General features: G+C 65.6%; 19 protein-coding genes. 3 read left to right on the top strand and 16 right to left on the bottom strand.

Annotation, left to right across the window (positions count from 1 at the left end; translation table 11 throughout):
- Positions 1-58: 58 nt before the first annotated feature.
- From AC57BR_RS23215 to AC57BR_RS23205, 3 genes are read right to left on the bottom strand one after another with little or no spacing between them, the layout of a single operon-like run.
- Positions 59-553: a hypothetical protein gene (locus AC57BR_RS23215; protein ID WP_496364859.1), complete on the bottom strand. Its 495-nt coding sequence runs from the start codon at positions 551-553 to the stop codon at positions 59-61.
- A complete protein-coding gene (locus tag AC57BR_RS23210; protein WP_496364857.1) occupies positions 550-1,893 on the bottom strand; it encodes a glycosyltransferase in 1,344 nt (447 codons plus the stop codon). The genes AC57BR_RS23215 and AC57BR_RS23210 overlap by 4 nt, the downstream gene beginning before the upstream one ends.
- Positions 1,890-2,858 carry a glycosyltransferase family protein gene (locus AC57BR_RS23205; protein ID WP_496364855.1) on the bottom strand — a complete coding sequence of 323 codons (969 nt, stop codon included), beginning with the start codon at positions 2,856-2,858 and terminating at the stop codon, positions 1,890-1,892. Before AC57BR_RS23205 ends, AC57BR_RS23210 begins: the two co-directional genes overlap by 4 nt.
- A gap of 140 nt (positions 2,859-2,998) precedes the next feature.
- Here AC57BR_RS23205 and AC57BR_RS23200 point away from each other — a divergent pair, with 140 nt between their 5' ends.
- Positions 2,999-4,807, top strand: a complete 1,809-nt coding sequence (locus AC57BR_RS23200; protein WP_496364853.1) for an ABC transporter ATP-binding protein — start codon at positions 2,999-3,001, stop codon at positions 4,805-4,807.
- Here AC57BR_RS23200 and AC57BR_RS23195 read toward each other — a convergent pair.
- The 3 genes from AC57BR_RS23195 to AC57BR_RS23185 are packed head-to-tail and all read right to left on the bottom strand — an operon-like array spanning position 4,804 to position 8,112.
- Positions 4,804-5,808 carry a glycosyltransferase gene (locus AC57BR_RS23195; RefSeq protein WP_496364851.1) on the bottom strand — a complete coding sequence of 335 codons (1,005 nt, stop codon included), beginning with the start codon at positions 5,806-5,808 and terminating at the stop codon, positions 4,804-4,806. The genes AC57BR_RS23200 and AC57BR_RS23195 overlap by 4 nt on opposite strands.
- Positions 5,809-5,847: 39 nt before the next feature.
- A complete protein-coding gene (locus AC57BR_RS23190; protein ID WP_496364849.1) occupies positions 5,848-6,969 on the bottom strand; it encodes a glycosyltransferase in 1,122 nt (373 codons plus the stop codon).
- 36 nt (positions 6,970-7,005) lie between these two features.
- Positions 7,006-8,112 (bottom strand): glycosyltransferase, encoded by a 1,107-nt coding sequence (locus AC57BR_RS23185; RefSeq protein WP_496364847.1) that lies wholly within the window; start codon positions 8,110-8,112, stop codon positions 7,006-7,008.
- Between the two features lie 55 nt (positions 8,113-8,167).
- On the opposite strand from AC57BR_RS23185, the gene AC57BR_RS23180 reads away from it, so the two are divergent.
- Complete coding sequence (locus AC57BR_RS23180) at positions 8,168-9,325, top strand: hypothetical protein (RefSeq protein ID WP_496364845.1); 1,158 nt, start codon at positions 8,168-8,170, stop codon at positions 9,323-9,325.
- Positions 9,326-9,383: 58 nt separating this feature from the next.
- Positions 9,384-10,448, top strand: coding sequence for a non-hydrolyzing UDP-N-acetylglucosamine 2-epimerase (wecB, locus tag AC57BR_RS23175; protein ID WP_496364843.1), 1,065 nt, complete (start codon positions 9,384-9,386; stop codon positions 10,446-10,448).
- A gap of 84 nt (positions 10,449-10,532) precedes the next feature.
- On the opposite strand, the gene AC57BR_RS23170 is transcribed toward wecB, so the two are convergent.
- The 10 genes from AC57BR_RS23170 to AC57BR_RS23125 form a co-directional block, all read right to left on the bottom strand.
- The gene (locus tag AC57BR_RS23170) at positions 10,533-12,527 is read right to left on the bottom strand and encodes a DUF6541 family protein (protein WP_496364841.1); all 1,995 of its coding nucleotides are present in this window, start codon (positions 12,525-12,527) and stop codon (positions 10,533-10,535) included.
- Positions 12,528-12,645: 118 nt separating this feature from the next.
- On the bottom strand, positions 12,646-13,374 hold the full coding sequence (locus tag AC57BR_RS23165; protein ID WP_496364839.1) for an ABC transporter ATP-binding protein: 729 nt from the start codon (positions 13,372-13,374) through the stop codon (positions 12,646-12,648).
- 3 nt (positions 13,375-13,377) lie between these two features.
- Entirely contained in the window at positions 13,378-14,283 is a 906-nt protein-coding gene (locus AC57BR_RS23160) for an ABC transporter permease (RefSeq protein WP_496364837.1), read from the bottom strand.
- Entirely contained in the window at positions 14,280-16,307 is a 2,028-nt protein-coding gene (locus tag AC57BR_RS23155) for a glycosyltransferase (RefSeq protein WP_496364835.1), read from the bottom strand. Before AC57BR_RS23155 ends, AC57BR_RS23160 begins: the two co-directional genes overlap by 4 nt.
- Entirely contained in the window at positions 16,304-17,488 is a 1,185-nt protein-coding gene (glf, locus tag AC57BR_RS23150; protein WP_496364833.1) for a UDP-galactopyranose mutase, read from the bottom strand. The genes AC57BR_RS23155 and glf overlap by 4 nt, the downstream gene beginning before the upstream one ends.
- A 151-nt stretch (positions 17,489-17,639) precedes the next feature.
- Positions 17,640-18,845, bottom strand: a complete 1,206-nt coding sequence (locus tag AC57BR_RS23145) for a glycosyltransferase family 4 protein (RefSeq protein ID WP_496364831.1) — start codon at positions 18,843-18,845, stop codon at positions 17,640-17,642.
- Positions 18,842-19,837, bottom strand: coding sequence for a Gfo/Idh/MocA family oxidoreductase (locus AC57BR_RS23140; protein ID WP_496364829.1), 996 nt, complete (start codon positions 19,835-19,837; stop codon positions 18,842-18,844). Before AC57BR_RS23140 ends, AC57BR_RS23145 begins: the two co-directional genes overlap by 4 nt.
- Positions 19,837-20,928, bottom strand: a complete 1,092-nt coding sequence (locus AC57BR_RS23135) for a DegT/DnrJ/EryC1/StrS family aminotransferase (protein ID WP_496364827.1) — start codon at positions 20,926-20,928, stop codon at positions 19,837-19,839. The genes AC57BR_RS23140 and AC57BR_RS23135 overlap by 1 nt, the downstream gene beginning before the upstream one ends.
- Positions 20,925-21,524 (bottom strand): acyltransferase, encoded by a 600-nt coding sequence (locus tag AC57BR_RS23130; RefSeq protein ID WP_354258398.1) that lies wholly within the window; start codon positions 21,522-21,524, stop codon positions 20,925-20,927. The genes AC57BR_RS23135 and AC57BR_RS23130 overlap by 4 nt, the downstream gene beginning before the upstream one ends.
- A gap of 67 nt (positions 21,525-21,591) precedes the next feature.
- Positions 21,592-22,881 carry a nucleotide sugar dehydrogenase gene (locus AC57BR_RS23125; protein WP_496364824.1) on the bottom strand — a complete coding sequence of 430 codons (1,290 nt, stop codon included), beginning with the start codon at positions 22,879-22,881 and terminating at the stop codon, positions 21,592-21,594.
- Positions 22,882-23,015 lie beyond the last annotated feature (134 nt).

Genomic DNA, 23,015 nt, shown 5'->3' with positions numbered 1-23,015 from the left:
CCCGTCAAGTATTCCACAGGCGACATGCCATGGACTCATCGGCTGGGCTGACGGACCATCACTTCCGCAGTGACTCCCGGAGCGCGTGCAGCATGGCGATGGGGCCGTGCACCAGCCCAGCGCCAGTGTTGTTGCGCAAGTGCCAAACGGAGCGGTCGGCGGTGAGGTCAGCGGCCACAACCACGTCCGAGCTCCGGAACTTTTCCTGAAGGTCCACACGGCCGGCCAGGGTCCGCGCGAGGCCCCTGGACTCGAGATTGTCCCTGAGAAGCCGTCCGGCAACACCCACCGGGCCCGGCTTCCCTGCGGCGGCTGACACCAGCGAGGCGAACCGGCCGCCGCGGGGCTTGGCCAATGGCACCACCGTCAGGCGGTCGTCCATGGCCGTGACGGTGGCGTCGCCGTCATACGCGTAGACAGCTGTCCCGGTCATATGGCCAGCCTGCTGGCCAACGGCCCCAAGGGCACGGTTCCACAAATCATCAATGACGGCCTGCGGGTGGTTACTGCGGCCGACGACGATACTTACGTGCAGCGGTTTGGCGGAAGTCATGCCTGGCTCCTCTCTTCGGTGGCCGGCTGCGGATTTGCCGCGCCGTGCCCTGCAATTCCCCGCAACTCGGCAATGACGGGCGCCAGGATCGTGCTGCGGAGGAACTGCTGGCCATAGGCCCAGGCAGCGGCCCAGCGCTTTGAGTCCGGTTCCTGCAATGCCTCGGCGCAATCGCGCAGCGCATTGGCAATGCCCTCGGGGGTGAGCTCCTTGGCAGGGAACCACAGCGGATAATCCCGAAGGAGGTCAGTGGCTGCGTTCTCCATGTCGTGCACGGAGACGATCGGCAGACCGGTGGCCAGGTACTCGGTGGTCTTGCCGCCGGTCACGTATTTGCCGCTGGACAGCAGGAGAATCAAGGCATTCATGCTGCCGTAGAACCCGGCAACATCGCGTTTGGAGATGGGCCCGTCGTAGCGGAGGCCATTCTGCCGCCCGGTTCCAAAGATCTCGAGAATCTCAGCGCCCGCCGCCCCGGAAGCGCTCAGCTTCCCGCGGAAGACCGCCTCCGCCTGCGGGCTGTCCGGACCGAAGGCGGCGCTCCACCCGTCCAGGAATTCCTGCAGCGGCATGTTCACGTACTGCAGCGTGCCGAGGTAACCAAACCTTGGGCGTTCAGCGGGCTGCACAGCCGGCCTGGCATGGCCTGGCTGAGGGTCAAAGCCGTTGGCCACCACCCGCATCAGGTGAGCCGACTCGGGGTAGCGGCGGGCGTATTCGTCCCTGATCTGGCTGTTGACGAACCAGACCTGCGCGGCATCGTGCAGATATTCGGCTTCGCGCTTCCCCACGGCACTGTCCGGGGTAAAGTCTTCGGTCCCGGAAATGGTGTTGAATGCCCACGCGTCGCGGTAGTCCATGACGTACGGAACACCCTCAATCGCCCGGGCAACGCCAAATGCCACGTACGGGCTGGCTGAAGCCATGACCAGGTCGACGGGCTTCTCCGCATGGATGCTTCGGGCAGCCTTGCTGGCGGGCGTCAGCCACGCCCCGTGGAAGTCTTCGGGGAAGTTCCGCCGGCTGCGCCGGCGCAGGGCATCCTTCCACAGGTAGGGAGCCTCAATCCTGAACCGCGAGTACCGGCGCAGATCTCCCTTGGCCGGCTCTTCCGCGCCGCCGTCGTCCACTGCGACAACCCTGATGCCCGGGTGAACCGATTCCGCCAGCTTCTCATCCACTCCCGAAATCTGAGACCAGACCTGCGGGTCGACAGTGAGGACCGTGACATCCCAGCCGTCCTCGGCGAACGCATTGGCCACCGCAGTGCAACGGTAAACGGATGATGCGGTACTGGGGGGAAAGGCGAAAGCGATATAGAGCAGGTGGGGCTTGGTCACTCAGTGACTCCTAAAACCTTGGCGTACCCTGCTTCCAGCCTGGGAAGAAGCGTGGAGGCACTGTGGAACTGCAATACATAAGTGGGGCCGTCCAGCTTGCGGGAAAGCGCCTCCGGGTCGTCCAGGCTGTCACGCACGGCTTGGGCAATTTCCGGCCTAGCAACACTAACCATTGGCTGTTCATCGGGGTAGTCGGAAACGGGGTCCGCGAAAACCAACGGTACTCCTATCCCCATGGCTTGCAGTTCGCTCACCCCCAGGACCCCCGTCGCTTGCCCGACGGCTACATGGGCAGTGGCGAGTTCCTGTAGGAAGAGTGGTTTGGCCATCCTGGGCAGGAGCTTGATTCCGAGTGCTGCAGCCTCCGGAGCGCGGTCCCCCCAGGCCAGCCCGACGACGTCCACCTCACCGGAGGCGCCAACGGCGGACATCACTTCGGCGGCGGTCTGAAGCAAGGCATCCCCGCCTTTTGAAGCGTCCCATCGCGATGGAAAAAATACTTTAGGCTTTGCCGCAGGAGCCCAGGCGGGAAGCTCTGCCATATCCAACGGGGCGGGCATGTACTCGGCATCCGGCCGAGCCCGCTCAGCCTTCTCACGCAGGTCGGGAGTCGTGTACCAGACCTGCCCGGCACGGTCGATGTCGTCTTTGATCACTGCGTGGTGCTGGTCCTGCCAGTAATTCTCCCGAATGTCGGTGCCATGAAGAGTCAGGGCATAGGGGCGGGAAAATGTCCCTCGCGCCCACTTTGCCCGCCCCCCCATGTTTACGTGCCACACCTCGGTCCGAGGAAAGGCCGCGGCCTGCTCTAAGCGGAACCGGTAATAGGCTGCTTTCGTGCCTCCGCGGGTCCAAGGACCCTGGATGATCCGCCATGGTTTGTTCTGCCGGCGAGCCTCATCCACAAAGGTCTTACCAACGTCGGCGCAGTCAAACAGTTGGGTCACACGAATTTGGTGGGTCATGACCTTATCCTCTCATTGAGATCAGGGGTGGCCGATTCCACCGGCCCGGCCAGGACCCGCACCGACCGCCTCCGCGCCCCGCCCCAGGCTTGGCGCGTAGTATGGGGAAGGACTCTGCCCCTTCCGTTCTGGAGTAATTCTTGAGACAACTGCGCCGCACCATGCGCGAACTGCTGCCACTTCTGCCGATGAATGCGCGCAGGTTTCTCCTGCTCTTCGGCGTCCTGTCAGCTGTTCTGGCGTTGCTCGACGCAGCTGCCCTCGGCGTGTTCGCCCTGGTGCTTAATCAGATTCTTAAGGGCGGGGAAATGAGCCTGCCGTTGCTCGGATCCATGAGCCAGGAGTTTGGGCTGCTGTTGCTCGTCGGATCGGCCATGGTGATGATCCTGAAGTCGGTGCTGAACATCTGGCTGCAATGGGTCTCCACCAGGAAATTCGCCGATTACGAACTCGAGATCGGTACGGTGCTATTCCAGAGCTACATCCGGGCGCCGTGGACCGAACGTATGAAGCGTTCCACTGCTGAGCTGGTGCGGATGATCGACGTCGGTATCGCCAACACGGTATCGGGCGTTCTTCTTCCCGCTGTCACGCTGCCTGCAATGGCACTGACCTTTGTTTCGGTCCTGGTCGTCCTGATCGGCGCGTCGTGGCAGACCGCAGTGGCCACGCTTGTTTACCTGGGTGCCATCGCGGCATTCCTCTACCTCTGGCTTTCCAAAAAGTCCTACGAGGCCGGCAAGGTGAACCGGGACGCCGCCATGCGCATGTCTACCCTGGTGTCCGAGATGCTTGCGGCCCTCAAGGAGATCACCCTCCGGGACAAGGCGGACGAGGTTGGCGGCATTGTGATGCAAAGCCGTGAAACCGCCGCACGGTCCCGCTCGAATATCCGCTTCATGGGCGCGGTGCCAAAGTTCGTGATTGACATGGCCCTCATCGGCGGCTTCCTGCTGATCGGCACGGTCGGCTACCTGATCGGCGGCATCGAGACGGCGATGTCGTCCGTGGCAATCTTCGGATTGGCCGGCTTCAAGATGGTACCCGCCCTTACCGCCATGCAGTCCCAGCTGACTGTGGTGCAGTCCACTCTTCCGTACACCGAAACCGTAATGGGAGACATCAAGGATGCCGCCGAATTCCGCAAGCACGCGGAAAAGCTGGGTAAGACTCCTATCCAGCACGAGCCGAAGATGCTCGAACTTAAGAATGTGGAGTTCACCTATCCGGGTGCCGCCCAGCCCGCCGTCCAGAACATCAATCTGCAGCTGCCCATGGGCTCGTCCATAGGCGTGGTGGGACAGTCAGGCGCCGGCAAATCCACATTGATCGATATCTTCCTGGGCCTGCTGACGCCTTCAGCCGGAACCATGACCCTTGATGGCGTCCCGCTCGAGGACGTTCTGGCCGACTGGCGCAAGCGGGTTGGCTACGTGCCGCAGGAAGTCGCCATCTTCGACGGCACCGTGGCCCAGAATGTCGCCCTGACCTGGGGCAACGACATCAACGAAGACCGCGTCCGCACTGCATTGCAGCGCGCCCAGCTCCTGGAAACCATCGAGTCCCGCAAGGACGGCATCAACGGCCGGGTCGGCGAACGGGGCCTTGCCCTGTCGGGCGGCCAGCGTCAGCGCCTCGGAATAGCCCGCGCCCTGTACATGGATCCGCTCGTACTGGTGCTCGACGAAGCGACCAGCGCACTGGACACCGCCACCGAGGCGGCCGTAGCCCAGGCCATCAGTGAACTGCACGGCGAAATAACTGTCATCTCCGTGGCGCACCGCCTGTCGACTATCCGCAACAACGACCAGGTGTGCTTCATGAAGGAAGGCACCATCCTCACCCAGGGCACCTTCGACGAGGTTGTCCGCGCCAACCCGGACTTTGCCCAGCAGGCAGCCCTGGCCGGACTGCACTCCCCCGCCGGAGCAACCGCAGCCGGCAGCTAGGCCTTTCCGGCTGCGATCCCCGCATACAGCGCCGTCAGGCGCGGTACGAAGGCTGCCGCGTCATAGCGGGGCAGCGCCCAGTCGCGTCCGCCCAGCCGGTTGGTGACTGCAACGGGGTCATCCAGGGCCGCCACGACCTGCTCCACCACGTCCTCATCGGTTCCCTCGATCACGGGCGGTGTGGTCCCGTCGTCGGGCCGCGGGAGCCGGGTTCCCAAGGCGGCGAGCGGGGCACCCATGCAAAGGGCCTCGAACTCGCTGGTGGCGAAGTTGTTGGTGGCCTGGCCTATGGTCATATGCGCCTGCGCCATGATCCGGTGGAAGTCATCCTGCGGCATCCGTTCCAGCAGGGTCACGCCGTTCTGCCGCGCAGCTTCGGCGCCGGGACCCCAGTTCAGGCCCAGGATTTCTGCGCGGTTTCCGACGGCGACGCTGAGCTTGCGTGCCAGCTCCAGCTGCCGCTCCACGCCCTTGTCGTCATCCCAGCGTGAGACGAAAAGAATGGAGGGCCGCCCGCCGGGATGCCACGAGGGCAGCGCCGCGGCATCCACGAGGGCCGGAAGGAACTCGGCGTCGGGCCGGGCCCGGAGGGCGTTCTCTGCGGTGTCGTTATTGGCGAAGAAAACGTGGGCCGCCCCGTCGATCGCCTGCTGGATCTCGCCGTGGAACTGCGGGTCCGCCCACTGCTTCCGGATATCGGTCCCATGCAGGGTGAGGGCGTACGGCCGGCGCGGCATGCCCCGCTCCCGGAGCAGCCGTGCGCTCGTTCCGTAGTGGACATGCACGACGTCGGCTGCACGGAGCCGGAGCGCCCGACGCACGACGAACGGAACGAACCTCGCCCTGGCAAGGAGCGGGTTCCCCGGAGCAGCGGTCATGGGCCGGACCTGCTCCGGCGGCATGTAAGACCACTCGATGCCGGCCCTCGCCGCGGCCCGCACCATGTTGCGGGCCACGAAGGCACAGTCGTTGAACTGAAGAACCCTGGGTTCGGACCTCAAGAATTTCCCTTCGCGTGGCTCGTTATGGTTGGTCGGTTCTCAGGCACGTGCCAACGCCGCCGTGTAGGCGCGGTCGAACAGTTCGCCCACGGCCTCCGGTGAGAACCTCTCCCGGATGGGACGGGCGATGTCCTCGGCGGGAACGTCCTTAAACGCATCCCTGGCGTCCAGCACCGCCCGTCCCAGTGCTTCCGGCGTCACATCCTCCACCAGCCTGCTGTTGGCAGCATCCGCGTAGTCGCTGAAGCCTCCCACCCGCGTGGCAACCACGGCGCGGCCGGCAGCAAGTGCTTCGGCCGCCGACGTGAAGAAGTTCTCCTGGGCCGTCGGAAGGAAGAAGAGGTCGGCTGCCGACAGATGCCGGGCCACCTCGGCAGGCAGAACCGAGCCAGCCAGCGTGACGTGGTCTCGCAATCCGAGTTCCGCAACACGGGACTCAACCGCGGCCCGCAGCGGCCCGTCCCCCACCCAGGTCAGATGGGCTTCCGTGCCGTGGTCCCTAAGCCAGGCGATGGTGTCCACCGCTTCCAGCGGCCGCTTCCTGGCAACCAGTCCCCCGACGGCGGCCAGCCGGAGCGGCTTCCCGAATGATGCAGGGACGACGGCGCCCCGCCCCTTGACCACGCACGGCACCACGGCCGCGGCGGCAGGCCGCGCAAACCGCTGCATCTCCGTGGCCAGCTGTGCGGTAACTCCGGTGACCACATGGGGCAGCCGCAGAACCGCCCGGACTCCGGCCAGCTTTTCCCACAGGGGTGAAACACTCGCCGGGTTGACCACGCCGTTCCAGTGCTCCGTGTGCACCCAGGCCCGTCCCCGGCCGGCAAGGGTCCGGGCGGCCCAAGGCAGCATCGTGACGAGGATGGAGGAGAACGCCATGGTGTGGACGGTGTCGGCCCAGGCCATTTCCCGCGCCAGCGTCCGCGCCGTCTGCACGAGCGTGAAGGGGCGTTTGGGGTCGGCAGCAATACGCCGCACCGGCGTTCCCTCCCACAGGCCCGACGACTTCCCCGGCATGCTGAGCGCGGTTCCAAGCCGCACATGGACCACCCGCACATCGTGTCCCCGGCCGCGGATCGCCTCCACATGTTCGGCGTTGAAAGGCGCCTCGGTGGGGTTTTCGTCATGGGGGTACCACGTGGCAACTACCAGGATCTTCATGTGTTCCTTTGGCGTGTCTGGAAATTTAAGCGGGCGCTACACGAGGGCCGAGGCGCTCATGAACCGGAAGGGGGCTTCGGGATGCAGCACCCTGGTGATGTCGCGGGGCACCCAGGTCTGCGGGCTGGTAAAGCGGCGCCGGGCCTGGGCCAGTGACTTCATCACTTCCACGTCCGATTCCTCGCGTGCGACGGCGTCGAGCAGTTTTCTGTCTGCCAGCGAGAGCGGACGGGCAGCGTGCGGCGCCCCGAACAGCAGCTTCCGCAGCTCCTGGGCCATCTCCCCCGCGTCCTCCTTGCCCCATGTCCCGGCCTCGGCCCGCAGCAGCACATGCCCGAAGACGTGCACGCGGATGATCTTGGTGACGATCGCTTCCCTGGCGCGCTGCGGAAGCCCAGCAAACCACTCGGACAGCACGAGGTCGGTGGCAAAGGCCAGGTCCTCCGCGACCGGCCGCGGGGTGTGGGTCACCCGGACGGCTGCATCGGCGTGCACGAGGTAGCGCGGCAGGCCCCGGCCGTAGCTGATCTTCGCGCCGGAGAACCACAGCTTCGCAGAGAAGGACTGGTCCTCCCCCGTGGCGTAGCGCGGCGGGAACGTGAGGCCGAGTTGCCGCACGAGTGAGAGTCCCAGAAGGCCCAGTGGCGCGGTCCGGTAGGTGAGGCGGTCCGCCACCGGATCCAGGTGGCCGCGGCGGGTACGCCGGACCACCGGGGTGCGGATCGGGCCGCCCCCGGCGTGGGCCATGGGGGCGATCAGGACGTCGGATCCGTCGCGTTCGGCAGCGTCCACCCACTGCGCCAGGGCGCCGGGTTCGATGGAATCATCGCTGCCCATAATGGCCACCCAGGTGCCGGTGGCTTCGGCAATACCGTGGTTGAAGGGTCCTGCCGGGCTTTTGATGCCGTCCACGTAGTGCAGGAAGCGGACCAGCTCCCGGTGCCCGGGAGCCACGCGGTCCCGGATCGGTTCCACGTCCGTGTTGTGGCAGACAACGTTGATCCGCAGGCGCCGCGGCGCTCCGGCTTCCGCGGCCAGGCCGCCCTCCAGCAGGGACGCAACAGCGCGCCCCACCGGCCGGTCCGGGGTGTGCACGGCAATCACCACGTCGAGCAGCACGGAATCCTGTGTTTTGTTGTCCACCCAGTAAGGTTATCGCGGGTCCAATGAAACCTTGCCGAGGAGCACGCACACCCCCATGAGCCAGAGCATCGAAGTGGTCATTCCCGTCCATGATGAACAACGACCCTTCAAACGCGCTGTGGGCTCTGCCCTGGAACAGCGCGCCGAGCTGTCCCGGCTGGGTGTTGAACTCCGGGTGACAGTGGTACTGCACAACCTGGGTACCGCCGGCGGGGAGGTCGGCAAGGGTTCTTCAGCCGGCTCTGGGTCTGCGGCCGGCTCTGGGTTCGACGGCGTCACCTGGCTGACGTGCGACGACGGCGTCCGGTCCCCCGCGGGACCCCGGAACCGTGCGCTGGACGAAAGCACGGCAACGTTTCTGAGCTTCCTTGACTCGGATGACCATCTGGAACCCGGGTCGCTGGCCGCGTGGTGGAAGGCAGCCCAGCCGAACAGCGCTTCCGCGGTCATCGCACCGCTGCGCACTCCGGAGGGAACCATCCTGCCGGCCCCCCGCATCCGGCCCTCGAAGCCGGCCGTCCTGGATCCCCTCAAGGACGGGCTGGCCTACCGGAGCGTGCCGTACGGCCTGCTCCGCCGATCAGTGCTCAAAGACATCGGTTTCCGGTACGCCGAGGGGCTGCGGACCGGCGAGGACATCGAAGCCACCCTCAAGCTCTGGTTCCGCTCCGGCCCCGTCTGCTACCCCTACGGTGCACCCGCCTATCACCAGACCGACGATTCCGGCGCCGGCCGCGTCACCAGCTCCATCAGCAACCTGGCAGACGAATTCAGGTGGCTGGAACGGCTGCTCGAGTCTGATTGGCTGCAGCAAGCCCAGGTCGCCGAGCGGCGCGCCGTGGTACTGAAGGTCCTGCGCGTCCACGGCATCGGCGCCCTGCTCCGCCGCGCCGGCGCGTCCGGAGTCCCGGACGGTGCCCTGTGGAACGAGGCGGAACGCGCCTATTGGTCGGATATCTCCTCGCGGCTGTACGCCTTTGCCGGCGGCACCCTGCCGGAACTGAGCCGCCGGGACGCGGAACTGACGCAGGCAGCCGCCGCGGCGGGCGATGTTCAGTCGCTGCGCACCGCCGTCGAACGCCACCGGACCGCGGGCCGCCTGGGCGACCTTGTCCCGGCGAGCCCGGCGGCGATCCTGTCCCGGGACTCGGTGCTGCGGCATTACCTGACGGAACGGCTGCGCACCCGGGCCGGCGTCTTTTCCCGGTCCTGATGGTGCGCAGGCCGCCCCCGGGCGGAAATCTGCGCGGCCTGCAACTAAACTGGAACCCATGCGAATTCTCAGCGTCGTTGGCGCACGTCCCCAGTTTGTGAAACTTGCGCCGATTGCGGCGGCCATGGAGGGCCAGGCAGAACACCTGATCGCCCACACGGGCCAGCACTATGACGAGCTCATGAGCGATGTGTTCTTCCGCGACCTCGGTATCCCCGCCCCCGACTTCAACCTTGGCGTGGGTTCAGGCAAGCACGGAGCCCAGACCGGTGCCATGCTGCACGGTCTGGAAGAAATCCTGGAACAGTCTGCCCCTGATTGCGTCCTCGTTTACGGTGACACCAACTCCACCCTCGCCGCGGCCATCGCCGCCATCAAGATGCACATCCCCGTTGCGCACCTCGAGGCCGGACTGCGGTCCTTCAACCGCCGGATGCCCGAAGAGCACAACCGTGTCCTGACCGACCACAGCGCCGACCTCCTGCTTGCCCCCACTGAGGTTGCCGTCAAGCACCTCGCCACCGAGGGCCTCGCCGAGAGGACCGTCCTGGTGGGCGACGTCATGACGGACGTCCTTTTCAAGGTCCGCGACATGCTCGACGGCGGCGACCAGCCACTGCCGGTCGACGCGGCTCCGGGCGAATATTACGTCTGCACCATCCACCGTCCGGACAACACCGACTCCCCGGAGCGCCTGGCCGCCATCGTCGGTTCCCTGGCCAGCCTCGAGAAGCCGGTTTTCCTGCTGGCCCATCCCCGGCTCGTCAACCTTGCCGCCAAGCACGGCATTGAGCTGGAGCAGGGTGCTGTGCGCGTTGCGTCGCCCCTCGCCTACCCGCAGCTGGTCCACGCCGTCCGGAACAGCGCTGGCGTCATCACCGACTCCGGCGGACTGCAGAAGGAAGCTTTCCTGCTCCGGACCCCCTGCACGACGATCCGCCCCGAAACCGAATGGGTGGAGACCGTGGAACTCGGCTGGAACGTGCTGGTGAGCAAGGACCTGAGCATCCTGGCCGACACGGTACAGCGGCCGGCACCGGCGGCAACGGATGCCACTCCCTATGGCGACGGCCACGCCGCGGAACGTACCGTGACAGCGCTGATTCAGGCCTTCGGAAGCTGACACAAATCGCTTAACAGCAGAGACCTCCGGAACAGGCGTCCACAGGACGCCCCTTCCGGAGGTCTTTTGCTTGTGGCGTTGCCGCTAGCCGCAGGCCACCACTTTGAACAGCTTGGCGTTGCCTTGCTGGTCCACGAGCTGCACTGCTCCCGAGGACGCGAGATTCTGCAGGCCCGGATACGTCCTGCTCTCCGGGTGGTTCAGGAGATACTGAGTGCCGAAGTCGAGCGCATAGGACACTTTGGTTTCCCGGACGGCGTCACACACTGCGGGTGAGGTGTCTGCCTTGGCGAGCGATTCCGCCACGACCCGCATGCTCTTGCTCTCCCGCTGGCCCATGTGGAATTCCAGTACTTTACGGTCCGCGAAAGCATAGGCAAGCGCCCCGCCGTTCCACGGGTTCACCGCGATGACCGCGTCCTCCGGAACTTCCGAACCGAGGCGGGCCAACAGGGCGTACTCGTCGGAGGAGACAATCGAGTCCTTTGTGTCCCGTTCGAAGAAGTACTGGCTGGACGCAACGTATCCGCGGACCGGACCTGTCTGGGTGGCCCAGCCAAGGGCGAGGCAGGCCGCGAGGATTCCGGCGAAGCCGGCAACGCCGCTCAGCCGCATCCCGGCCCGCGGCACCTTGAGCGCCAGGACTCCGGCGGCTGCCTTGGCGGTGTCCGCCAAGGCCAGAACGCCCAGTGCTGCCAGCACCACGGCGAAGATCGGAAGGTAAGCCGCAAGCCGGTACGTGTCCTGGTACCAGGTGCCCGTGAAGAACGCACGGGCCCAGCCGGCCGCAAATCCGGCGTCGACAACGTAAAGGAACCCTGCGACCAGGTAGCAACCCAGCAACCAGAGCTGTGTGCGCCGGCGGATAATCCGGGCCACGCCAATCAGGGCCAGCACCGAGATGAGGAGTGTGGCGTCCGTTTTCATGGGGCCGTTCGCAATCACTTCGCCGATAGCGCCGGCCACGGTCTGGTGCGGGGTCCAGCCGTTGTACGGCGCCGGACGAAGCTTCTGCCACGCAACCACAACGGCAACCGCACCCGCCACCGAGGCCAGGGCCACCAGGGCAAATTTCCGTGCTGACGCCTTGGTACGGATCATCTCCCTGACGTAGAGGAAGAGCCGGGCCAGGACCACCGGAATGCTGAAGGCGAGAAGCGCGTTGACAGCGCTCATGTGGGACAAGGCCAGTCCGGGAACTGCCACCAGCAGGACAAGCCACGCCCGCAGCGGAGGTTCACGCAGCGTCGGGGACAGCCGGCAGACGAAAATTACCGCGGCGACGCCGGCGGGCAATGCGCTGACGGAGAGCAGGTTGGGGAACAGCGGACCCCACACCAGCAGCAGGTAGGGGAAGGCAAGGAAGCCGGCCGACATGACCCCTGCTGCCATAAGGCCGACCGGACGCGGGCCTATGACAACGCGGGTCAGGAACACCACGGAAATCGGCCAGATGACCGCCGAGGCAACGAGATTGATGACGTTCACTGACACAGGAACGGAAGCGCCGGTCAGCTGGGAGACGAGGGCGGCCAGTGAGTGCCACACGGCAGGGTACACGGAGGACAGGCCTCCGGTACCGCCGGCCATGCTGCCGAGGTTCAGGGTGGAGGCGTTGCCTGTGTCCAGAATGAAGCGGACGGCGTTCAGGTGAAAGACGTTGTCATAGCGCTGGGAGATGTTGTCCGGTTCACCGATGAGCTGGATGACCCGTCGGGCGATCAGCAGCGCACCGACGGCAACGCCGATGGCACCGGCGGCAAGGGTCGGCCAGCCGTCGCCCTGCTGAACCGCCTGCCGCACTGCCGTGGCCTCCTGTCGCTGCCACGGCCGCCGCGTCACAGCCCACGCTGCCGCGGACGCCAAGGCGGCCGTCACGAGCACGACGCCGATTCCCCACTCCACATGGACGAACGGTGCCAGCACGGCGCCAACGCCCGCGACGGACAGGGACAGCACGGGCGCGAGGCCCAACAGGCTGGTGCGCCGGAACCCGAGAGACCAGGCAAGCGCAGCACCGGGAAGGAGCACCACGGCCACAGCCGCTAGCAGGGCCGGCAGCGAAGTCAGCCAGGACAAATTTCCTCCAAGAGTGAATATGGGTCGGGCCGCGTTCGACAGGACCGTTGCAGCGGTAAAGGTTACGGCAGCAGTTGAAGCCTACGGCAGTACGGGGAAAGCTTTCCGGTCGGGCCCGCTAGTTGCCGCGGAGCCGGCTGATCACGTCGGCAACCGGGCCGTCCATGATGACCCGCCCGTGTTCCAGAAGCACCCCGCGTTCGCAGACTCTGGCCACCAGGTCGAGGTCATGGCTCACCACCACCAGGGTCTTGCCTGCCGCCGCGAGTTCCTGGATCTTGGCAAGGCATTTCTTCTGGAAGGGCTCGTCACCCACGGCCAGGATTTCATCGACGAGGAAGACGTCGGGGTCCGTGTGGACTGCCACCGAGAACGCCAGCCGGAGGTACATTCCCGACGAATAGAACTTGACCTCGGTGTCGATGAACTCGCCGATCTCGGCAAATTCGACGATGGAGTCGAACTTGTCCTTGATCTGGGCCTCGGTCATCCCGAGGATCGCGCCATTAAGGAAGACGTTGTCACGCCCCGAAAGGTCAGGGTGGAACCCGGCGCCGACTTCGATCAGGCCGGCGACGCGTCCGCCGGTGCGGACAGTGCCGGAATCGGGAAGCATGACGCCGGAGATGTGCTTGAGCAGCGTTGACTTCCCGGAGCCGTTCAGTCCCAGGAGTGCCACCGTCTCGCCATGTTCGACATCGATGGACAGGTCCCGGAGGGCATGGAACTTCTTCGACAGATCGCCTTTGCGGCCGCGCAGGAGCCAGACGAGGGCTTCCTTGAGTGACCGGGTGTGCCGCAGGACGAACTGCTTGTTGATGTTGCGGATTTCAATTGCGGTGGTCAAGACTCACAGCTCCTGTGCGAAGCGGCCCTCGAGCCGGCGGAAAGTCCACTGGCCGAGGAAAAGGATGGCCAGCGAGACGAGCAGCCCCACGGGAACCCATACCGTGACCAGGTTGGGCGGGGTTCCCTCTGCCCCTGCCGTGGTGGGCAGCCAGAAGGCATGGTGGAAACACTCCACCGCGATCGTGATCGGGTTAAGCTGATAAACCGCGAACCAGGCTTCACCTGCCTTGTCCAGCACCATCCGCCAGGAGTACAGCACCGGAGCAACCCAGGTGGCGATCAGCAGGATCAGGTCAACCAGGTTCTCCGAATCACGGAAGTACACGTTGACGGACCCAAAAAAGAGGCCAAGACCGGTGGCCAGCAGCGCAATCATGACGAAACCGGCGACGGCGGTGACCGCCTCCAGCGGGCCGGGGCGCCAGCCGCTGAACAGGCAGGCCACCACAAGGACAAACAGCTGCGGAAAGAAATGGACCGCCGAGACCCACACCGAAGAAACCGGAAACAATTCCCTCGGCAGGTAGATCTTGTTGATCAGCCCGCTGTTGTTGACGATCGACCGCGTCGCCGTGCTCAGCGACTCCGTGAAGAAGTTCACCAGGATGATCCCGGAAAACAGGTAGACCGCGTAGTTGGGCAGTCCTCCCCTGTTGGTCGGGCTCTGCTCCAGTCCCAGGAATACGCCGAGGGCAATGTAGAAGGCGACGAACTGGACCCCGGGCTTGACGTAGGTCCACAGCAGTCCCAGGACCGAGCCCCGGTACCTGATTCTGAGCTCCTTGCGGACAAGCAGCTTCAGCAGGAACCGGGAACGGAACACGTCAACGAGCCCGTTCCCGGTTCCCGGCGCCACCAGCGCCCGGCCGGAGTCCTGCTGCGTCGGCGAGGTGCGTCCGTTTGTCACTGACCGGGCTTCTGCTGTTCAGCGTCGGAGCCGGAGTTGGCCGCGAAGGTCTTGCGCCAGGCTTCCGGGGATGTGAAGTTGGGCAGTTCCTTCTTGTAGGACGCGGAGAGCTCGTCCCAACGGGCCAGCACGCGTGTGTGCAGGGCAAGGCTGCGCAGCAACTCCTTGCGGAAGCGGACGTTGTCCCGGCGGTACCAGGAGGCGCCTGTACCGTCGGACGCCGACACCAATGCTGAATCCAGGTGCGAAAGACGCCACCAGCGCGCATCCGCGGCCGGCACAACTGCCTCGGGGTGCTGTGCTGAGGCCGGGTCCACGGGGCGGAGCTGGCGGATCGCTCCGGACAGTGCGCCGGAGACGGTCTGCGCAAAGTTCTTGGGCCGGGTCGGAACCATGCCGAACTTGGGCAGGTGCAGCCGCTTGACGGCGGGGAACTCAGTGATGTCCTTGCTGACCTGGGCGTCCGGGAATTCCGAGCGGACCTTGCGGATCTCGGGGAGCTTGCCGCCGATGGTCTGGTGCAGGTGCGACGGCCCGTCGAGCAGGTCCTTGAGCGCACGGTTCCTCAGCTCTACTGCCGAGTACTGGAGTGAAAGCAGGTGCCTGACGTCCTGCAGGAAGCTCTCGATGGGAAGCCGGCCGCCCTTTTCGTACTGCGAGTACAGCAGCGCCGCCACCCAGCGGTTCCGCTGGTGGAAGTAGGCCTGCCAGTCGATGGTGTCGTCTTTCTCGGTCCAGGGCATGTGCCACACCGCTGCACCGGGCAGGCTCACGGTGGTGTACCCGTTGGCCTTGGCGCGGATGCCGTATTCGACGTCGTCCCACTTGATGAAGACTGGCAGCGCGAGACCGATTTCCTTGATGATCGACGTCGGGATCAGGCACATCCACCAGCCGTTGTAGTCGACGTCGATCCGGCGGTGCATCCAGGGGGTGGTGCGCAGGTTGCTCGCGGCAAAGTCATGGGCAATCTGCCCCTCGCCGATCGGCTGGTACTGGAAACGGTACTCATTGATGCCCTCGCCGAAGTTGTGGATCACCGACCGTTCAAACAGGTTGAACATGTGGCCGCCCACAATTGTGGCGCTACGGGTGAAGTCGGCGAAGTTGACGGCCCGGAGGACACCCTCGGTCTCCACGACGACGTCATCGTCCAGGAGCATGACGTATTTGCTTTCGCCGCCTTCGACGGCCTCGTGCATGCCACGGGCGAAGCCGCCGGAACCACCGAGGTTTCCTTGCTCGATGAGCTTGAACTTGTCGCCGAGAACGGCGGCGGCTTCCTCGAAGCCGGGCTCGTCCCGGACCTTCTGGTTGCCCTGGTCGGTCACGATGAGTCGGTCCATGACCGCGAGCAGGTCCTCGGACTCGGCAAACGTGCGCAGGTGCTTGACGCAGTAGTCCGGCCGGTTGAACGTGGTCACGGCAATGGACAGTGATCCGGGGGTGAATCCCTCGGGCTGCGGAACGGACCAGTCGGCCTGCTTGAGCGTCACGTCCTTGCCGTGGGCGACGAGGTCGAACCAATACCAGCCGCCGTCGGCGAACGTGGTTAGCGTCAGGTCGCAGGTGGCCGTGGTGCCGCCCGTGACGTGCAGGCTCTGGACGCGGTTGGAGCTGCCGCGGGGACTGGACTTGTAGACGATGACCGTCGCCTCGGCATCCACCTCGATGCTCAGCCTTACCTGCTGGACGTCGGTGTGGGCGCGCCAGTAGCTGGCGGGGAAGGCGTTGAAGTACGTTCCGAAGGAAACGCGGCGGTGTGCGGGGAGCGCCAGCTCGCGGCGGCCAAGGATAAAGTCCGAACGCATCTCACTGCGCTGGGATACCACCGGCGAGGCTGCGCCGCGTTTGCTGCCGGACTCCTGCGATTCCACCACGCGGCGGGCGGCGTCGAAGTCGACGTACAGCGGGAGGGTGTCGGTATCGCCGTCGACCGGGAAAACAACGCGGTGGACTGTCTTCCACACGGTCCCGTCAGTGCCCGGTTCGGTTCCCTGCCGGAACTCCGTCGCTACGCTCATGCGTCTACTCCTCCGCTTTCCAGCTTCGCACCGCCGCTGAAGTGCGGCTTGATCTTGTTGTCGAACATGCTCAGTGCCGATCCGATGGCCATGTGCATGTCGAGGTACTTGTAGGTTCCCAGCCGGCCGCCGAATAGCACGGATTCCTCGCCGCGGGCCAGGTCTCGGTAGGCCAGGAGCTTCTCGCGGTCCACCGCGGTGTTAACCGGGTAGTAGGGCTCGTCGCCCTTCTCGGCAAAGCGGGAGAACTCCCGCATGATGACCGTGGCGTCCTTTGTGTAATCCCGCTCGGGGTGGAAATGGCGGAACTCGTGGATCCGGGTGAACGGGACGTCCTCGTCCGGGTAGTTCATCACCGAGCAGCCCTGGAAGTCCTCGATCGGGAGCACTTCTTCCTCAAGATCGATGGTGCGCCAGGACAGGTCGCCTTCGGCGTAGTCGAAGTAACGGTCCACGGGGCCGGTGTAGATGACCGGCACCTGGCCGCGTACAGCGTCCCGGCCGAATTCGCCGCCGTCGAAGAAATCGGTGTTGAGGTGGACCTCAATGTTCGGATGGTCGGCCATCCGCTCGATCCACGCCGTGTAGCCGTCAACCGGCAGACCCTCATACGTGTCGTTGAAGTACCGGTTGTCGTAGTTGTAGCGGACCGGAAGCCGGGAAATGATTTCCGCAGGCAGGTCCTTGGGGTCGGTCTGCCACTGCTTGCCCGTGTAGTACTTGATGAACGCCTCGTAGAGGGGCCGGCCGATCAGCTGGATACCTTTGTCGTTCAGATTCTGCGGATCGGTGCCTGCGAGTTCGCCGGCCTGCTCCTGGATGAGGGCACGTGCCTCGCCGGGTCCCATGGAGGACCGGAAAAACTGGTTGATGGTGCCCAGGTTGATGGGCATGGAGTACACCTCGCCCTTGTGGCTGGTGTAGACCTTGTGCTGGTAGCTGGTGAACGCGGTGAAGCGGTTCACGTACTCCCAGACGCGCTCGTTGGAGGTGTGGAAGAGGTGGGCGCCATACCGGTGGACCTCGATGCCGGTCTTGGCCTCATTTTCGCTGTACGCGTTGCCGCCGATGTGGTGGCGGCGGTCCAGGACGGCAACCTTCAGCCCCAGCTCCGTGGCGGCGCGTTCCGCGATGGTCAGGCCAAAAAAACCCGAACCGACTACGACGAGATCAGCGTTCACAACTCTCCTGTGTGTTTTGGTGGCAGGGTTCAGCAGCCCTATCTGCCGGGTCTAGACTACCCGAAGTTAAAAAGCGTCCCGCATTCCGGGGCGGCCGCCGTATGCCGGCCCAACGATGCCGAATGCGGTTTCACCGGCGGCGAAGGAGGCCTTACTGGCTCTGGTCTGACGCCGCAAACTGTGCCCTCGACGGAACGGTGGCCAGCACTTCAGCAGCGGCATGCTGTCCTGACGTTGCCAGCGAGGCATTCTGCAGCACCCAGCCGGCCCTGGCATCCCGGCCCTCCGCGTTGCCGCCGGACTTTTCAGCGGCCGCCATACGGCACATGGCGCCGGCGACGCTGTCCACGTCGTAGCTGGCCGCTTCCCCGAGCCCGTTGCCGGAGACGAGCGCCGCACCCTCCCCCGTTCCGGCGAAGACCACGGGCGTCCCGCAGCCGGCGGCGGCATAGATCTTGGTGGGCTTGGCAAAGTCGTAGCCCTGGCCCGGTTTGATGCTGACCAGGGCTGCCGATGCCCCCCGGATCCAGCGGGCCGCATCGGCGGGGGGAATGACTCCGCCGAACGTCACACGGCCAGGCGCTGTTTTCTCCGCAAGCTCCCTGAGGTGGGGCTCGTCGGCACCCTGGCCGAAGAAACGGATGCTGGCGCCGGGGTGCTGGGCGAGCACGGCAGGCAGCGCACGGATGAAGATGTCGGCACCCTGCCACTCGGACATGGTTCCGGTGTACACGAAGTACGGTCCGTCGGACCCGGCGGTCTCGCCCTCGGGTCCGAACACCGAGGTATCGATACCGTTGCCGACGACGGTGACGCGGTTTTGTGGGACGCCGAACTGCTCGACTTTGCGGCCCACGGCATCCGAGATGGCGATGACCCTGGCTGCCCTGCGCAGCGCAAACCCTTCGGCGGCCCGCATCACGCGGATGACGACGCCGGGCACATCCGTGGCGGACAAAGCCTCAGTCCAGATGTCGGCCGCGTAGTACACAAAAGGCCTGCGCCGCAGGGCCGATGTCAGCGCCACGACGACCCCGGTGGTGGGCGGCGGCTCCGACACGACCACGTCGGCCCGCGAAAACAGGAGCCGGAAAAAGGCGGGCACGTCAAAGCTCATGTACTGCACATAGCCGCGTACATTGCCCCCGGCGTCCCGGAGCACGGGCCACCGGGAGACCTTGTACCGCGGCTTGAACGCCGGCGATCCCTTGGGCGGCCTGGTGGTGACGACGCTAACGTCGGCGCCGCTGGCCGCCAGACCGTCCACGAGGGCTTTGAGCCTGAACGAGGCCGCTCCCACTTCCGGGGTGAAGAGCCGTGTTGCCACGGTGACCCTGACAGGGCGGTTTTCACTCACGAAGCAGCAATCTTCACGATCTGCCGGTTAATGGCGGACTCCAGCACGGCTTCGGCCACGCGGAGCGTGTCCAGGCCTTCGCGCATGGTGACGACGTCGCTGCGCAGCCCGAGGACGGCATCGCGGAATGCTTCGTGTTCGGTCCGCAGCGGTTCCGGCTTGGCGATGGCGAGCCGGGTGACGTTTCCTTCGGAAACGCCACGGAACGCGGCCATGGACTCCCATTCGGTGGCGACAGTGCCGTTCTCGAAGAACGTCAGGTCTGCCGTGATGGTGTCAGCCACGAAGGCGCCCTTTTCACCGGTGACGATCGTGAGGCGTTCCTTCATGGGGGAGAGCCAGTTGACCAGGTGGTTGGTGATGACGCCGTTGCCCAGCTGTCCTGTCGCGGCGACCATGTCCTCGTGCGGGCGGCCGCTGCGGGTGGTGGTGCGGGCGAAGATCGACTCAAAGCGGCTCTGCGCCAGCCATGCGGTCAGGTCGATGTCGTGCGTGCCGAGGTCCTTGACCACGCCGACGTCGGCGATCCGGGCCGGGAAGGGGCCCTGGCGCCGGGTGGCGATCTGGTAGACCTCGCCCAGCTCGCCGGCTTCGATCCGCTTGCGCAGCGACTGCAGTGCCGGGTTGAACCGTTCGATGTGGCCCACGGCGCCGACCAGCCCCTTGGCTTCGAAGGCGTCCACGAGGCGCTGTCCGGCCTCCGCGCTGGAGGCGATCGGCTTCTCCACGAGGGTGTGGACGCCGGCCTCGGCCAGTGCGAGTCCGACTTCTTCGTGCAGGCCGGTGGGGACGGCCACCACTGCCATGTCGATGCCGGCGGCGATGAGCTCTTCCACGGACGACAGGACATCCAGCTGGCCGGCAACGCCGTGCGGGTCGCCGAAGGAGTCCGCGACGGCCACCAGGTCGACGCCGTCGAGCTCCCGCACCACGCGCGCGTGGTGGCGGCCCATCATGCCCAGGCCAATAAGGCCGACGCGCAGGTTAGCCATCAGGCACCTGCCTGGACGAGCTTGTTGACCGCGGTGACGATGCGGTCCAGGTCGTTCTGGCTCAGGGACGGGTGCACCGGCAGGGAGAGGACTTCCTTGGCAGCGGTTTCCGTGTTCGGCAGGTCCTCGGTGCGGTTGAACGAGGGCAGCCGGTGGTTCGGAACCGGGTAGTACACGCCGGTGCCGATGTTGTATTCCTCGCGGAGCGCCTTGGCCAGTCCGTCGCGGTCCTCCGGCACACGGATCGTGTACTGGTGGTAGACGTGCGAGGCGCCCGCGGCGACGTTGGGTGTGCCGACGCCCTGGAGGTTGGCGGTCAGGAAGGCCGCGTTCTGCTGGCGCTGTTCGGTCCAGCCGAGGACCTTCTTGAGCTGGACCCGGCCGATGGAGGCGTGCAGGTCGGTCATCCGGGCGTTGAAGCCCACGAGCTCGTTTTCGTACTGCTTTTCCATGCCCTGGTTCCGCAGCAGGCGCAGGTTCCGCTCCACACCGGCGTCGGGGGTGGAGACCATGCCGCCTTCGCCGGAGGTCATGTTCTTCGTGGGGTACAGGCTGAACATGGCGAATTTGCCGAACGTTCCGACCTTCTGGCCGTTGAAGCTGGCACCGTGGGCCTGGGCGGCGTCCTCGTACAGGTCGATCCCGCGCTCTGCGGCGAGCTTCCCGAGACCCTCGACGTTGAACGGGTGGCCGTACAGGTGCACGGGCATGATGCCCTTGGTCTTGTCCGTGATCAGCGAGGCGACGTGGTCCACATCCAGGGTGTAGTGGTCCAGTTCGATGTCGGCAAACACGGGGGTGGCCCCGGTCAGCGCCACGGAGTTGCCGGTGGCGGCGAAGGTGAACGAGGGAACGATGACTTCATCGCCCGCTCCGACGCCGGCGGCCAGGAGCCCGAGGTGCAGTCCCGAGGTGCCCGAGTTCACGGCCACGGAGGAGCGGCCGTCGAGGAGCACCTCGGAGAATTCCTTCTCGAATTCGGCGACCTGCTGGCCCTGGGCCAGCATTCCGGTGGCCAGAACGGCGTCGACGGCGGCCCGCTCGTCGTCGCCGATGATCGGCTTCGCCGCGGGGATAAAGTCGTAGCTCATGCGTTCTCCTCAGACTCTTTCAGGGAATTTCCGTCTTCAATGTATTTGGCGCCGGTGGCGGGGCAGACCCAGAAGCCGCCCTCCTGGCGCAGCGGCTCGCCGGCCTTGCCCACCCAGCCAAGGCGGCGGGCAGGGACACCGGCCATCAGGGCAAAAGCCGGCACATCCTTGGTGACGACGGCGCCGGCGGCAACCGTTGCCCACCGCCCGACCGTCAGCGGGGCAACGCACACGGCGCGGGCTCCGATGGAGGCGCCGTCCTCGATGGTCACGCCCACCGGCGTCCAGTCGTGGGCGCTCTTGAGGGAGCCGTCGGGGCTGACCGACCGCGGGTAGGTGTCGTTGGTCAGCACCACGGCCGGACCGATGAAGACACCCTTGCCGAGCTTGGCCGGCTCGTACACCAGGGCATAATTCTGGATCTTGGTGTTCTCGCCGATCTGCACGCCGGTGCCGACGTAGGCGCCGCGTCCGACGATGCAGTTCGCGCCGAGGTTCGCCTGTTCGCGCACCTGGGCCAGGTGCCAGATCTTCGTTCCGTCGCCGAGGATCGCCTGGTCCGAAACGTCGGCGCTCGGAGCAATGGTCGTCGTCATACTTTGGTTCCTCTCAGAAGTGCCGTTGCGGCCGGGCCGCAGCGGCAAAGGCTGCCGCGAAGCGCTCTTATGCCTTGCCGATAACGCGGTAAACGACGCCGTCCCACTGGTCCGCGGAGCTCACCCGGCGGCCGTCAATGAAGGCCCTGATGCCGGGCAGGTCGGCCGGGGACAGCGTGCGGTATTCGGCGTGGTCGGCCTGGACAACGGCCGCGTCAACCGGTTCGCCAACGTGGTACGCGGTGAAGCCGAGCTTCTCAAGTTCGGCGTCCGTGTAGAGCGGATCGTGGACCGTCACCACAGCGCCGCGCTTCTCGAGGCTGGAAACGGCGTCGAAGACACCGGAGAAGGCGGTCTCCTTCACACCGCCGCGGTAGGCGGCGCCCAGCACCACCACGCGGGCATCGGTGAGGTCGCCGTATGCGCCTTCAAGGAGGCCCACCGTGTAGTCCGGCATGTCCGCGTTGGCGGCACGGGCAGCCCGGACCACCGTCGCTTCGGGGTCGTTCCAGAGGTACAGCCGCGGATAGACCGGGATGCAGTGGCCGCCGACGGCGATGCCCGGCTGGTGGATGTGGCTGTACGGCTGCGAGTTGGAGGCCTCGATGACCTGGTAGATGTCAATGCCCGCGGTTCCGGCGAACCGGGCGAACTGGTTGGCCAGCCCGATATTCACGTCGCGGTACGTGGTCTCGGCCAGCTTGGCCAGCTCGGACGCTTCCGCGGATCCCAGGTCCCACACACCGTTCGGCCGGCGAAGGTCAGCACGCTCGTCGAAGTCCAGCACGGCTTCGTAGAACTCAACGGCCTTGGCTGCGCCCGCCTCGGACAGGCCGCCCACCAGCTTGGGGTACTTGCGCAGATCCTCGAACACCCGTCCGGTCAGCACGCGTTCCGGGGAGAAGACGAGGTGGAAGTCCTGGCCTTCAACCAGCCCGGAGCCTGCCTCCAGCGCGGGCTTCCAGCGCGTACGCGTGGTTCCCACAGGCAGGGTTGTCTCATAGGACACCAGGGTGCCCGGGGTCAGGTGCTTTGCCAGCTCGGCGGTTGCGCCGTCCATCCAGCCGAAATCAGGCTTGGCGTCGGCGTCCACGAACAGCGGGACAACCAGCACGACGGCGTCGGCGCCGGGAACAGCCTCGGCATAGTCCGTGGTGGCGCGCAGCTTGCCCGCCGGCACCAGTTCGGAAAGCTTTTCCTGCAGGTGGGCCTCGCCCGGAAACGGCTCGGTCCCCGCGTTGATAAGCTCCACGACCTGCTGGTTGACGTCGACGCCGACGACGTCATGGCCCTTGGAAGCAAACTGGACAGCCAGCGGCAGCCCGATTTTTCCCAACGCAATTACAGCAATCTTCACGAGTCAGAAGCCTTTTCTCTCAGGACTGGCAGGCGGCAGCCACGCTGCCACACCCGGTTTTGCTTAACACTATCCGCTGACCGGACCTTACGCCGATTCCGCGACCTCGTCGGCGTAGCCGGACTCTGCAGCCC

This window comes from Arthrobacter sp. BGA-UO-ETr-C19 (genome assembly GCF_059568005.1).
The sequence above is the reverse complement of the archived record's forward strand: the minus strand, read 5'-3'. Positions and strand labels throughout refer to the sequence as shown.